General features: G+C 70.6%; 10 protein-coding genes. 5 read left to right on the forward strand and 5 right to left on the reverse strand.

Translation table 11 applies throughout. The features are described 5' to 3' along the window. The first annotated feature begins 51 nt into the window (after window positions 1-51). Entirely contained in the window at window positions 52-1431 is a 1380-nt protein-coding gene (locus AOZ49_RS24095; protein ID WP_054478187.1) for an HdeD family acid-resistance protein, read from the forward strand. Next, complete coding sequence (locus AOZ49_RS24100; protein ID WP_054478189.1) at window positions 1428-2423, forward strand: Lnb N-terminal periplasmic domain-containing protein; 996 nt, start codon at window positions 1428-1430, stop codon at window positions 2421-2423. The genes AOZ49_RS24095 and AOZ49_RS24100 overlap by 4 nt, the downstream gene beginning before the upstream one ends. Window positions 2424-2459: 36 nt before the next feature. Here AOZ49_RS24100 and AOZ49_RS24105 read toward each other — a convergent pair whose 3' ends face one another. Both AOZ49_RS24105 and AOZ49_RS24110 read right to left on the reverse strand, forming a co-directional pair. Next, the gene (locus tag AOZ49_RS24105; protein WP_054429788.1) at window positions 2460-3203 is read right to left on the reverse strand and encodes an SDR family NAD(P)-dependent oxidoreductase; all 744 of its coding nucleotides are present in this window, start codon (window positions 3201-3203) and stop codon (window positions 2460-2462) included. Window positions 3204-3230: 27 nt separating this feature from the next. Then, the gene (locus tag AOZ49_RS24110; RefSeq protein WP_054478191.1) at window positions 3231-3914 is read right to left on the reverse strand and encodes a TetR/AcrR family transcriptional regulator; all 684 of its coding nucleotides are present in this window, start codon (window positions 3912-3914) and stop codon (window positions 3231-3233) included. A gap of 81 nt (window positions 3915-3995) precedes the next feature. Between AOZ49_RS24110 and AOZ49_RS24115 the strand changes: the two genes are divergently transcribed. After that, entirely contained in the window at window positions 3996-4664 is a 669-nt protein-coding gene (locus AOZ49_RS24115) for an O-methyltransferase (protein WP_054478196.1), read from the forward strand. A gap of 15 nt (window positions 4665-4679) precedes the next feature. Here the strand turns inward: AOZ49_RS24115 and AOZ49_RS24120 are convergent, their stop codons facing one another. After that, window positions 4680-6218, reverse strand: coding sequence for an MFS transporter (locus tag AOZ49_RS24120; RefSeq protein ID WP_054478198.1), 1539 nt, complete (start codon window positions 6216-6218; stop codon window positions 4680-4682). Window positions 6219-6330: 112 nt separating this feature from the next. Here AOZ49_RS24120 and AOZ49_RS24125 point away from each other — a divergent pair, with 112 nt between their 5' ends. Then, window positions 6331-7236, forward strand: coding sequence for a LysR family transcriptional regulator (locus tag AOZ49_RS24125; protein ID WP_054478200.1), 906 nt, complete (start codon window positions 6331-6333; stop codon window positions 7234-7236). 49 nt (window positions 7237-7285) lie between these two features. Here the strand turns inward: AOZ49_RS24125 and AOZ49_RS24130 are convergent, their stop codons facing one another. After that, entirely contained in the window at window positions 7286-9970 is a 2685-nt protein-coding gene (locus AOZ49_RS24130) for a hybrid sensor histidine kinase/response regulator (protein WP_054478203.1), read from the reverse strand. Further along, on the reverse strand, window positions 9963-10787 hold the full coding sequence (locus tag AOZ49_RS24135; protein ID WP_082380572.1) for a response regulator transcription factor: 825 nt from the start codon (window positions 10785-10787) through the stop codon (window positions 9963-9965). Before AOZ49_RS24135 ends, AOZ49_RS24130 begins: the two co-directional genes overlap by 8 nt. A 467-nt stretch (window positions 10788-11254) precedes the next feature. Here AOZ49_RS24135 and AOZ49_RS24140 point away from each other — a divergent pair, with 467 nt between their 5' ends. Continuing rightward, a complete protein-coding gene (locus AOZ49_RS24140; RefSeq protein WP_054478205.1) occupies window positions 11255-12931 on the forward strand; it encodes a ShlB/FhaC/HecB family hemolysin secretion/activation protein in 1677 nt (558 codons plus the stop codon). The last annotated feature ends 20 nt before the right edge of the window (window positions 12932-12951 follow it).

A 12951-nucleotide genomic window follows, 5' to 3' on the forward strand; every position in this document is an offset into this window, starting at 1 on the left:
GCGACAGCCGCCACCCATGGCGCCGCGCCCCTGCATGGAGATTCCGCCCCCATGAGCCACCTGGTCTTGCTGCTGCTTGGCGTCGACTATCTGCACAAGCGGGCCCGCGCCCTGATGATCGGCGGCTGGCTGATGCTGGCGGCCGGCGCGTTCGTCTTCATCGACGCGCTGGACAACGCGCTCTACTTCCCGCTGGACTTCTTCGCCGCGCTGCTGGTCATCGAAGGCATCGCCACGCTGGCCACCGCCACGTCCGGCGTCGGCGGCCAGCGGGTGCTGCGCTACACCAAGGGCGTGTTCGTGCTGCTGGCCGGCGCCCTGGTGCTGGCGGGCCAGCATCACGGCCATTTCGTGCTGTCGATGATCTTCGGGCTGCTGTTCCTGGTGGACGGCCTGATCCAGTGCATCGCCGCCTACGTGGTGCGCTACCCGCGCTGGCGCGTGGTGTTCGCCTCGGGCGTGGCCGAGGTGCTGCTGGCGATCTTCTTCTTCCAACCCTATCCCACCCATTACGTCGGCACGGTGCCGTACTGCATCGGCCTGTTCCTGGCGATCTCGGGCCTGAAGCTGCTGTGGCTGGCGCGCCGCGTGCGCAACCTGGACGCCAATCCGGCGCTGGCCAACAATCCCGACCCCGCCTTCATGCCGACGCGCGTGGATGGCCCCGCGCAGAAGGTGTTTGACGGCCCGCCGCAAGCCGGCGAGCGCGCCCTGACCGTGCATGTGTGGACGCCGTCGGGCTCGGCCAGGACCGAGACGCGCAACTATCCGGTGGTCGACCGCTACATCGCCGCCGTGGACAGCAACGGCGTCATCTCCACCGGCCATGCCGCGCTCGAATCCCCCGACGGCGTCTACATCAGCCTGTACCCGGCCCAGGAAATCGACCGCTCGCCCGAACAATTCGGCGCGTTGCTGCGCGCCACCGCCGAGAACAACGTGCCGGGCATCTATCAACCCGATTACGCCACCGAATCGCAGGCCTGGTGCCCGTCGACCATGCAGGTGCGCATCCGCAACTACGACGCGGCCAGGCTGCGCGCCTTCTGGGACGACTACCGCAAGACCGAGATCTACAACCTCACCCACCGCAACTGTTCCAGCTCGGTCTCGGCCGCGCTGGAGGCGGCGCTGGACGGCGTGGTTGGCCGCCTGCACGGGCCCGGCGCCGGCTGGGCCGTGCTGTGGCGGCTGCTGTTCACCCCGGAACTGTGGGTGGCGGCGCAGATCCGCAAGCGCGCCCTGACCATGGCCTGGACCCCCGGCCTGACGCTGGACTACTCGCGCGCGCTCAGCATGCTGGCGGACCCGCGGCCCTTCGGCTGGTGGAAGATGTCGCAGGCGGCGATCCGCCAGATCGCGGCGCTGCGCGCCAGCTGGCGCCGCCAGGACCGCGAGGCGGTCGCGCGCAACGCCCAGACCCAGTCATGACGGCGCTGCTGGCGGTCATGACCGTGGCCGGCGCCGCGTGGGGCGCGCTGGCGCTGTGGTTCCAGTCGCCCGCTCGCGGCGGCGCGCGCGCGCTGGCGCCGCTGGCCTGGCTGCTGCTGGCCGCGGCCGCGCTGGCCGGGCTGGCCTGGGGCCATCGGCTGCCGGCAGTCGTGTTCGGGGCGATGCTGCTGATCCTGCTGGCCTGGTGGATCTGGGGCATGCGGCCATCCAACGACCGCGACTGGATGCCCGAGGTGGCCCGCACCACCTATGGCGAGGTGGACGGCGACCGCCTGACGCTGCACAACGTGCGCAACTTCGACTGGCGCTCGCGCAGCGACTTCGACGCGCGCTGGGAGACGCGCCGCTACGATCTGTCGAAGCTGGCCTCGGTGGACCTGGCGCTGTCGTATTGGGGCCGGCCGGCGATCGCGCATGCGCTGGTGTCGTTCGGCTTCACCGACGGCCAATACGTGGTGTTCTCGGTGGAGATCCGGCGCAAGCGCAACGACACCTTCTCGGAGATTGGCGGCTTCTTCCGCCAGTACGAATTGTCGGTGCTGGCCTCGGCCGAGGAAGACAGCCTGCGGGTGCGCACCAATGTGCGCGGCGAGGACGGCTACCTGTACCGCATCCACATGCCGGCCGGCGCGCCGCGCAAGCTGCTGCTGTCGTACGTGGACACGGCCACGCGCCTGCGGCGCCAGCCGCGCTTCTACAACACGCTGACGGCCAACTGCATCACCATCGTGTACCGGCTGGCCGACAAGATCGTGCCCGGCCTGCCGCTGGATTACCGCCTGCTGCTGTCGGGCTATCTGCCGGACTACCTGTACCGGCTCGGCGCCCTGGAGGGCGCGACCAGCGTGCAGGCCTACCGCGACGCCGGCCGCTACACCGAACGGGCCCGCGCCACCCGGGACCCGGCGCAGTACTCGCGCAACATCCGGCGCGGCGTGCCGGGCGTGACGCCGCCCGGCGCCGATGCGTGACCGCGCTGGGCAATGCGCTTGTCGTGTGGACAGGCCCTAGGTCAGGTTCAGGCCGCCGTCCGACAGCAGGATCTCGCCCGTCAGGTAGTCGGACTGCGCCAGCCACGCCACCGCCTGGGCGATGTCGTCCGGCTGCGCGGCGCGGCGCATCGGCGCGCGTTCGCGCCACAGTTGCTGCGCCTGGGTCCAGTCCTGCGTCAGCGGCGTGTCCACCAGCCCCGGCGCCACCGCGTTGACGCGGATGTCCGGCGCCAGCGACACCGCCAGCAGGCGCGTCACGTGGTTCAGCGCCGCCTTGGCGGCCGCGTACGGAATCGAGGCGCCCTTGGGCCGCACGCCCGCATGCGAGCTGACGTTGACCACGCAGCCCGGCCGGCCGCGCGCCGCCGCCGCCGACAGCGCCGCCTGCGCCTCGGCCACCAGGCGGAACGGCGCGACCACGTTGACCTCGTGCATCTCGTGCCAGACCGCGGGCGTGGCCGCGGCCAGGTCGGCGTGCGCAATCACGCGGCTGATGCCGGCGTTGTTGACCAGCACGTCCAGCCGCCCCCACGCCGCCACCGCTTCGCGCACCAGGCGGACGCGGTCGGCATCGACGGCCAGATCGGCCTGCACGTACACCGCCGAGCCCAGCTCGGCGGCCAGCGCCCGGCCCGCCTCGGCCGACTGGCGCGAATGCAGGACCACGGCATAGCCATCGCGTGACAGGCGCCGGGCGATGGCGGCGCCGATGCCGGAGGTGGAACCGGTCACCAGCGCAACGGGAAGGGAATCAGGCATGGAATCAGGCAATCCAGGAGAAAGGCGTCAGGGGGAAGGCGTGGCGGACGACTTGCGGGCCCGCCGGCGCGTCGCCTCGGGGCCGCCCGCCAGGCTGTCGAGATAGGCGCACAGCATGTCGGCCAGCGCGTCCGCGTAGGCCTCGATCTCGGCCTCGGTGCGCGGGCTTTCCGAGAACTGCTTGCCGACGGCGCTGAGCGTGTGGGTGATGAGATCGCCGGCCAGCGCGCGGGTGGCGTCGCTGGCCTGGGGCAAGGCCTCGACGAGAAAGGCGAGCACGATGCGGCCGCCCGCTTCCTTGGTGGCGCGCGCCTCGGGCGCATCGCGGTAGAGCGGCGCGGCGTCGTTCAGGGCCACGCGCATCACGGCTTCTTCGCATTCCGAGCGCACGAAAACGTGCACCAGGTTGCGCAGCCGCCGGGGCGGCGTGTGGCGAGTGTCTTCGAGCAGGCGCCGCAACAGGTCGGACGTCTGCTGCCATTCCTGCGTCTGCAGCCGGTACAGGATGGCGGCCTTGTTGGGGAAGTACTGGTAGAGCGAACCGATGCTGACGCCGGCCTTGTCGGCGACCCGGGCGGTGGTGAAGCGCGTGGCGCCTTCCTGGGCCAAAACCTGAGCCCCGGCCTGCAGGATGGCCGCGACCAGCTCGGCCGAACGGCTCTGCTGCGGCTGTTTTCTCTCGGAAAGCCGGGTGCTGCGGCGTGTGGTCATGGCGGCTCGGGAAATGCGAATAGAGAAATGCGACGAATCCGTCGTATTCTAAACCCACAATTGCTACTGGAAAACCGCCTCATGGCCAATACCCTGACTTCCCCTCCCCTGGTCGCCCTGCTCGACCGCCTGTTCACCCACGCCGACGCCTCGTGGTCCCGGGCCGACCCGGCGCTGGCCAACATGTCCGACGCCGAACAGACGCGGCTGATGCGCAGCAAGACCGACTACCGCGACTTCTACGGCCGCATGAAGGACCTGCCGCTGGCCGTGTCGCCCGAGACCGGCACGCTGCTCTACATGCTGGCGCGCAGCACGCAGGCGCGGTCCATCGTCGAATTCGGCACCTCGTTCGGCATCTCGACGCTGCACCTGGCGGCGGCGCTGCGCGACAACGGCGGCGGCCGGCTGATCACCACCGAGTTCGAACCGACGAAGGTGGTGCGGGCCGGCGAACACCTGGCCGAGGCCGGGCTGGCCGACCTGGTGGAACTGCGCCAGGGCGACGCCTTGCAGACGCTGGCGGCCGGCCTGCCCGAGCGCATCGACCTGGTGCTGCTCGATGGCGCCAAGGCGCTGTATTCGGACGTGCTGGCCCTGCTGGAAAGCCGCCTGCGCCCCGGCGCGCTGATCGTGGCGGACAACGCCGACTATTGCCCCGAATACCTGGCGCGGGTGCGCTCGCCGGCCTCGGGCTACCTGTCGACGCCGTTCGGCGACGATGTGGAACTGTCGATGCGGCTGGGCTAGAAAGCGCCCCGGGCCTCAGGCCCGCGCCGCCGTCGCCGGGGCCGCCGCGCGCGTCTCGGGCCGGCCCAGGAACAGGCACACCACCAGCGCGGTCAGCAGCGTGATCGCCGCCAGGATCCACAACAGCGTGGCGAAGGCGCCCGCGGAGGCCTGCGCAAGAGCCGCGCGGCCAACGCCGGGCAGGATCGCCGCCACCGCGTCGACATCGCCCGCGACCAGCCGCTGCGCGGCCTGCCCCGCCTGGGGCGCGGCGCCCGGCAGGGCCGCGGCCAGATGGCGGGTGGTCAATGCCGTCAGCATCGCGCTGACCACGGCCAGCGCCACGCCCTCGCCCGCCACCCGGGTGGTGCTGAAGATGCCGGTGGCCATGCCGGCGCGTTCCACCGGCACCACGCTGACGGCCAGGCCGTCCATCAGGCCCCAGGGCAGGCTGATGCCGACGCCGATCAGCAGCATCGGGCCGACCAGCGCCGCCACCGGCCCCGCCGTCATCGCCAGGCTGAGCCAGGCCAGGCCGGCGGCCGCCAGCAGCAGCCCGGCGCCGCAGATCCACGCCGGCGCCAGCCAGCGCGTCAGCTGGCCGGCCACGATCGGCAACAGCAGCAGGGGCGCGGACAGCGCGATCATCATGCGGCCGGCCTCGATCTCGCCCAGGCCGTCGACGGCGATGAAGCGCACCGGCAGCAGGATCAACAGCACCACGAAGGCATAGGCCGGCGCGGCCGCCAGCAGCTGCACGCCCAGGAAACGCGGGTAGCGGAACAGCGTCAGGTCCAGCATCGGCCGCGCCGCGCGCAATTCGATCAGGCCGAACACGGCGAACAGCGCCACCGCCGCCGCCAGCATCGCCAGCGTGAACGGATCAACCCAGCCGCTTTGCGGCGCCCGCATGATGCCCCAGGTCAGCAACGCCAGGGCGGCGCTGAAGGTGGCCGCGCCCGGCCAGTCCAGGCGCCCGGCCGCGGGGTCGCGCGATTCGCGCAGGCCGCGCGCGCCCAGCGCGAACGCGAGGACCGCCAGCGCGATCACCAGCAGGAAGATGCTGCGCCAGCCGAAGCGCTCGATCAGCAGCGCCGAGGCGATCGGTCCGAACGACAGGCCGGCGCCGAAGCTGGCGCCCAGCAGGCTGAAGGCGCGCATGCGGCCGGCCCCATCGAACTCCTGCGCCAGCGCGGCCGCGCCGCCCGAGAAGATCGCCGCGCCGCCGAGGCCCTGCGCCGCGCGCAGCAGGTCGAAGGCGGCGATGCCGGGCGCATAGACCAGGCCGATGGAGGCGGCGATGAAGATCGCGGCGCCCGCCAGGAACACGCGGCGGCGGCCGTAGCGGTCGGCCAGCGCGCCGGCCACCAGCAGCGTGCTGCCGAACACCAGCATGAAGGCGTTGGTGATCCAGTTCAGCGCCTCCGGGCTGCCGCCCAGGTGGCGCGCGATCGACGGCAGCGCGATGGCGGGGCCGGTGAAGGCGAACGGCATGGCCGCGCACGCCAGGCACACGGCGATCAGGATCAGGATCTTGCGGGCCGCGACGGGCGGCGGGGTAACGGTCGATGGCATAGACGGCATCACAAGGGAACGGGAACGGCATTGAAGATACCGAGGCTCGCCTGGCGGATAAATAGGTTAAAAATCCACACATCACGGAATTAATTTCTTCAATGGAATCGCCATGGACCGCCTGAGCGGCTTGTTGCCCTTTGTCCGCAGCGCCGAGCTGGGCGGCTTTGCCGCCGCCGGCCGCGACCTGGACCTGTCGCCCTCGGCCGTCGGCAAGGCGGTGGCGCGACTGGAGCAGGACCTGCACGTGCGGCTGTTCCAGCGCAGCACGCGCCGCATGCAATTGACCGAAGAAGGCCGGCTGTTCTACGAGCGCTGCAAGCGCATCCTGGAAGACCTGGACGAGGCGCACGACATGCTGTCGCAGACGCTGCGCGAGCCGCGCGGCCGGCTGCGCGTCAGCGCGCCGCTGGTGAGCTACCACTTCCTGCTGCCGGTGCTGCCGGCCTTCGCCGCGCGCTATCCGGGCATCGAGCTGGACATGGATTTCAACGACCGCATCGTCGACCTGATCGGCGAGCGCGTGGACGTGGCGATCCGCAGCGGCGACCTGCCCGATTCACGGCTCACGTCGCGGCCGCTGGGCACCTTCCGGCTGCTGCTGTGCGCAGCGCCGGACTACCTGGCGCGTCACGGCGCGCCGCAACGGCCGCGCGACCTGGAACGGCACCGGGCGGTGCGGTTCCGCTACCCCAACGCCGGCACGCTACAGGCGTGGCCGCTGGCGCGGGCCCCCGGCGAGGCCGAGCCGCGGCTGAGCGCCGCGTTCACCTGCAACAACATGGAAGCCCTGCTGGGCGCGACCATCCAGGGGTTCGGCATCGCCTGCATGCCGGACTTCCTGGCGCGCGATGCGCTCGCGGCCGGCACGCTGCGCACGGTGCTGGAAGAGCAGGTGCGCGGCGCGGGCCGCTTCCAGGCGCTGTGGCCGTCGAACCGCAACCTGTCGCCCAAGGTCCGGGTGTTCGTGGACTTCCTGGGCGAGCGGCTGTTCCGCGACGGCTCCACGCCGGCCTAGGGCCTGTTTACGCAGAAAGCGCCCGGTGCAGGCCCTGGCGCCGCCGGGATCACGCCACCGGCATGCGCTCGCACAGCTGGCCGATCGCCGCCAGGTCGCCCAGGCGCGCCAGGCGCCGCACTTGCTCGCTGAAGTCCTTGAAGGCCGGATCGCGCGCCTGGATCGCGCGCGCCCAGTCCATCAGGTCCGAGATCCCGCCGATGTCCAGCAGGCGTTGCACCTGCTCCAGCTCGGCGCGCGACAGGCGCGGCAGCGACGGCGACGCGGGCGCCGCCTCGCTGGCGGGCTGTTGCGTCGACAGGTGCAGCAGCCGGCCCAGCACGTGCCGCAGTTCCACCAGGTTGATGGGCTTGAGCAGGCTGGCGTCATAGCCGGCGCCATCCGGGGTGGGCGCTTCCTGCGGCGTGGCCGACACCGCGATCACGGGCAGGTCCGGCCAGCGCGCGCGGGCGGCCGCGAGCACGGCCGCGCCGTCGGCGCCTTCCATGCGATGGTCGGTCAGGATCAGGTCGGGGCGGCTCGCCTCATTGGCCTGGATGCGCGCCAGCATGCGCAGGCCGTCGGCCTCGCTGTCGACCTGGAAGCCCAGGCTGGCCAGTTCCTCGACCAGGAATTCGCGGATTTCCGGCGTGTCCTCGGCCAGCCAGATGTGTCGCCCGCTGCCATCCAGCTGCGGCAGGACATGCGCCGCGGCGGCGATGTAGTGATGCGACACGCGCGATTCGTCCACCTCCCTGACCGGCAGCGCCACGCGGATCGTGGTGCCCTGGCCCAGCTCGCTCTCGACCTGGATGCGGCCGTGCATGCGCTGCACCCATTGCTGCACGATGGCCAGGCCGAGCCCGACGCCGGGCTGGCTCTCGGCGGCCGACAGCCGCTGGAAGGGTTCGAAGATGTGCTGCCGGTCTTCCGGCGCGATGCCGCAGCCGGTGTCGCCCACCGACAAGGTCAGCCAGCCGGCGCCCTCGCCCGGGGCGGGCGCGGCGTAGTCGGCGGTCAGGGTCAGCACGCCGCCGCGGGTGAACTTGGCGGCGTTGTCGATGAGATTGGACAGGACCTGCCGCACGCGCTTGCCGTCCATCTCCAGCACCGCGGGCACCGTGTCCGCCACCCGCAGTTCGAAGCGGTTGTCCTGCCGCGCCGCGATCGGGGTGGATTCCTTGGCAACGGCGTCGAGCAAGGCGTGCGCGTACTCGGGCGCCAGGCGCAGGGCCTGGCCGCCGACGCCGGCCGCGTAGTCGATCAGGTCATTCACCATGCCCAGCATGTGGTCGGCGCTGCGGCGGATGACGGCGCCGCGCGGCGCGTCGTCGCGGCCGCCGGCCTGGATCAGGTCGGCAAAGCCGATGATCGAGGTCAGCGGCGTGCGCAGGTCGTGGCTGATGCGCGCCAGGAAGTCCTGGCGCACCCGGCCGGCCTCGTCGGCCAGGATCAGCGCCGCCTGCAGCGCCTGGGTGCGCTCGGTGACGGCCTGGTCCAGCCGTTGGTGTTCGCGTTCGCGCGCCTGCGCCAGCTCACGCTGGGCCGCCAGCCGCTCCTGGCGATGCTGGCGCGACCGGCCATATAGCAGCACGGCCAGCATCAGCGAAATCGACAGCAGGTCCCAGGCCACTTCCGGCCCGCCCTCCCAGCGGCCCGGCAGCAACCCGTGGATATAGGCCACCCGCAAGAACAGGCAGGCGCAATAGACGGCGAAGGACAACAGGAAGGTGCGGGCGTTGGCGTGGCCGCGGCGCCAGCCGTCGGCCATGGAGACCAGCCAGACCAGCGCCCACAGGAAGATCAGGCCGATCAGCGCCTGCGCGGCCTCGCGGTAGTCGCCCAGCGCCGCCCAGACCGTGCCCGCCACGCCCGCGGCGATCAACGACAGGTACACCCGGCGCCACAGCGGCACCCGGTGCAGGTCCGCGAACAGCATCGCCATGAAGGCGAACAGCGACGCCGCCACCGTCGCCAGGACGCTGGGCGCGCGCAGCGCCATCTCGCCGCCGCCGGTCAGCACGTAGCGGTACAGCAGCCCCTGGAACGACAGGCTGTAGAGAATCTCGACAAAGATGGCGGCCGACAGCAGCAGGAACACCGGATCGCGCTGCACCACGCCGAGCAACCCGGCGCAGATGCCGACCATCGCCAGCGCGCCGACCAGCAGCGCCACGAGCAGCGTGTTGCGCTGCGTCTGGCTCACGAACGCCGCCGGCGTGCGCAAGGTGGGCTCCATGCTGATGGCCGAGCGGCTCTGCACCCGCACCAGCACCGTCATGCGCTCGCCCGGCCCGAGCCGCAGCGGCGCCACCGACACGCTGGCGGGGACCGCGCGCTGGGCCAGCGGCTCGCGGTTGCCCTGCAGCAGCACGCTGGCCGGCGTCGAACTGCCCGCCGGGAACAGATAGAAGCGCACGTCTTCCAGGCGTGGCACGCCGAACGACAGCCAGCGTTCCTGAGTGCTGCCGGAGGTGTTGCGCACCTCCAGCCGCAACCAGAACGCCGAGGTCGAATACCCGCGGTTGAGCCAGCCGGCGGACACCGGTTGCCAGGCGTCATCCAGGATCTGGCTGGCGTCCCGGCTGGCGGTCTTGTCCTCGATGCCGCGCAGCTCGCTGTCGAGCGGCAGGCTGCCGCTCACCGCGCTCAGGTCGATGACGGGTTGGACGGCCTGCGCGCGCACGGGCAGGACCAGGCAGGACAGCGCCAGCCACAGCAACCAGGCCAACACGCCTGGACGGACACTACGCATGCGGATCCCGCTCCTGGCGCAAGGCGGTCGGCGCCATGCCGAACCGCTCGCGGAAAGCGGTGGAGAAATTGCCCCGGTTGCCAAAGCCCACCGCCTGCGAAATGGCCTGGATGTCCAGGCCGGTCTCGCACAGCAGGCGGCGCGCCTCGCGCATGCGCTCTTCGCGCAGGAACTCGAACACGGTGGTGCCGGCGCAGCGCCGGAAGGCCTGGTTCAGGCGCCGCGCATTGGTGCCCAGCGCCTGGGCCAGGGCCACCAGTTCGGGCGTGTGGTCGAGCCGCTCGCGCAGCAGCTTGCGCGCCGCGCGGAACAGCACCCCGTCGAGCGAGCTGCCGGCGGCGACGGCCGAGGTGCCGTCATCGGACGCCGCCACGGCAGGCGCGGGCGCCGGGACCGGCGCCACCCGCAGGTGGATCAGCAGGCGCAGGCGCACTTCCTCGAAATCGAACGGCTTGGCGACATAGTCGACCGCGCCCGCCGACAGCCCCGCCACCCGTTCGGTGGGCAAGGCGGCGGCGGTCAGGAAGATGATGGGGATGGCGCGCGTGGCCTGGTCGGCCTTCAGCAGGCGGCAAGCCGCCAGGCCGTCGCAGACCGGCATGTTCACGTCCATCAGGATGATGTCCGGCTGCACCAGCTGCGCCTTGCGGTACGCGTCGTTGCCCTCTTCGGCCACGTAGACCCGACAGTCCTGGCTGGTGAGGAAATCGACCAGCAGCATGCGGTCCTCGGGCCGGTCCTCGACGACCAGCACGCGCAGGCCCGCAAGCTGGCCAGGAAGGAGCGGATGGGAAGCGGCGTCGTTCATGCCGCGCATTCTTTCATGCTGGCGGGGGGACGCGTTGGTAACACGCGACGAAACCGTCGCGGGTTTATGAATATTTTTCCTTGTGGCAAACGTGCCCTGCATTCCGGCAAACCTCGCAAGCGCAATCATTGTTCACACATGATAGTGTTTGTTACATAGGGCAACTTGCCGGAAAAGGTAGCGCGTCGTCGACCCGGACCGCCGCAGCGTATCCCGATAACAACATCCCGCAGACACCGGGAGCGCGCGCCGGCAAGCCCTCTCTGTGGCGCATCCGAAAAGATGCCATTGCCCAGGCAAGAATCCCGCAGTGCCGGATAGTTGTAAAGAACTTTAGAAACTTTGTTTATTGATGTTTACGAAATATATCAAATAGCTTCGTTTAATTCTGATTGTAACGAATTATCACTTACGTATCCATGCGCCGCCTAGCCCACTCCTGCCGCCCCGCCGTTCTCCGCCAGCCTCCCTTCTCCTTGCGCGCCGGCTTTGCCGCCGTGGTGCTGGCGCTCGCCGCCGGACCGGTAGCCGCGCAGAACGTGCAGTTGCGGCTGCCGTCAGGCGCCGAACCCGGCCGCCAGCTGCCGCAACCCGCCCTGCCGGAAAGCACCCCGGCCGCGCCTTCGGTGACGGTGCAGCAAGGCGGCGCCACGGAAGCGCCCGCCGGCGCCGACAAGCTGACCTTCACGCTGACCGATATGCGCGTGGAGGGCGTGACCCGCTACCCGGCCGATTCGCTGCGCCCGCTCTATGAGGGGCTGGTCGGCAAGACCATCACCGTCGCCGACGCCTTCAAGGTGGCCAACGAAATCGAGCTGCGCTACCGCAATGACGGCTATGTCACCACGCGCGTGATCGTGCCGGCGCAAACCATCGATGATGGCCATTTCCGCATCATGGTGGTCGAGGGCTACATCGCCGACGTGAAGTACGACGGCGATATCGGCCCGGCCCAGGCGGCGGTCGAGAAGCTGGTGCAGCGCCTGCGCGGCGTGCGCCCCATCAACGTGGCGGAAGTCGAGCGCCAGCTGCTGCTGGCCAACGACCTGAACGGCCTGACCGTGCGCGCCACGCTGGAGGCCTCGCCCAAGGAAGTGGGCGGCTCGGTGCTGGTGGTGCACAGCGAACGCAAGGCGGTCGACGCGCGCCTGGGCATCGACAACCGCGCCTCGCCCTACCTGGGCTGGAGCGAAATGACCGGCCAGATCACGCTCAATTCGTTCGGCGGCCGCGCCGACAGCCTGACCCTGACCGGCCGCATGGGCTTCCCGGCCTACCGCAGCAAGGCCGTGGGCGCCAACTACAACATGCTGGTGTCCGACAGCGGCGCCACCGTCGACGTGGCCGCCAGCTACGCCAAGAGCGAGCCGGGCCGCGAACTGGCGCCGCTGAACGTCGCCAGCGACGTGCAGGCCTATTCGGCCACCGTCACCTATCCGCTGATCCGCTCGCGCCTGGAGAACCTGCGCGCCTTCGGCATGCTGGACGTGCGCAACGTCGCCACCGACATCATCGACATTCCCTTCACGCGCGACCGCCTGCGCGTGCTGCGCGCCGGCCTGAGCTATGACCGCACCGACAGCTGGAACGGCATCACCGCCGTGCGCGGCACGGTGCACCAGGGCCTGGACGCGATGGGCGCCTCCAAGGAAGGCAACGAGCTGGCCTCGCGCGCCAAGGGCCGCCCGGACTTCCTGAAACTCACCGCCGAACTGACCCGCCTGCAGCAGCTGTCCGACCGCTTCAGCCTGGTGGCCACCTTCGCCGGCCAATACAGCGCCCGCCCGCTGCTGGCCAGCGAGGAATTCGCCCTGGGCGGCCCCAACTTCGGCCGCGGCTACGACGACGGCGAAATGTCCGCCGACTCGGGCGTGGCCGCGTCGCTGGAACTGCGCTACGCCGCGTCCACCGACCGCTTCCTGCCCAGCGGCGCGCACGTCTACACGTTCGTGGACGGCGGCCACATCTGGTCGCGCAGCGAAAGCGCGCTGCTGACCCGCGCCAAGCTGTCCTCCTACGGCGCCGGCATGCGCGCCAACCTGACCAAGAACCTGTACGCCACGATCGAAGTGGCCAAGCCCATGAGCTCCGATGTCCTGACCCAGGGCAACAAAGATCCCCGCGTGTTCTTCAGCCTCTCGGCCCAGTACTAATCCGCGACAGAAAAGCGACC

This window comes from Achromobacter sp. 2789STDY5608615 (assembly GCF_001298995.1).
Classification (GTDB): Bacteria; Pseudomonadota; Gammaproteobacteria; order Burkholderiales; family Burkholderiaceae_B; genus Achromobacter; species Achromobacter insuavis.

What these genes read in the sequence shown, in the direction of transcription:
- AOZ49_RS24100 (WP_054478189.1), top strand. Translation starts at nt 1,428, where the DNA reads ATGACGGCGCTGCTGGCGGTCATGACCGTGGCCGGCGCCGCGTGGGGC.
- AOZ49_RS24125 (WP_054478200.1), top strand. Translation starts at nt 6,331, where the DNA reads ATGGACCGCCTGAGCGGCTTGTTGCCCTTTGTCCGCAGCGCCGAGCTG.
- AOZ49_RS24115 (WP_054478196.1), top strand. Translation starts at nt 3,996, where the DNA reads ATGGCCAATACCCTGACTTCCCCTCCCCTGGTCGCCCTGCTCGACCGC.
- AOZ49_RS24135 (WP_082380572.1), bottom strand. Translation starts at nt 10,787, where the DNA reads ATGCGCGGCATGAACGACGCCGCTTCCCATCCGCTCCTTCCTGGCCAG.
- AOZ49_RS24110 (WP_054478191.1), bottom strand. Translation starts at nt 3,914, where the DNA reads ATGACCACACGCCGCAGCACCCGGCTTTCCGAGAGAAAACAGCCGCAG.
- AOZ49_RS24095 (WP_054478187.1), top strand. Translation starts at nt 52, where the DNA reads ATGAGCCACCTGGTCTTGCTGCTGCTTGGCGTCGACTATCTGCACAAG.
- AOZ49_RS24120 (WP_054478198.1), bottom strand. Translation starts at nt 6,218, where the DNA reads ATGCCATCGACCGTTACCCCGCCGCCCGTCGCGGCCCGCAAGATCCTG.
- AOZ49_RS24130 (WP_054478203.1), bottom strand. Translation starts at nt 9,970, where the DNA reads ATGCGTAGTGTCCGTCCAGGCGTGTTGGCCTGGTTGCTGTGGCTGGCG.
- AOZ49_RS24105 (WP_054429788.1), bottom strand. Translation starts at nt 3,203, where the DNA reads ATGCCTGATTCCCTTCCCGTTGCGCTGGTGACCGGTTCCACCTCCGGC.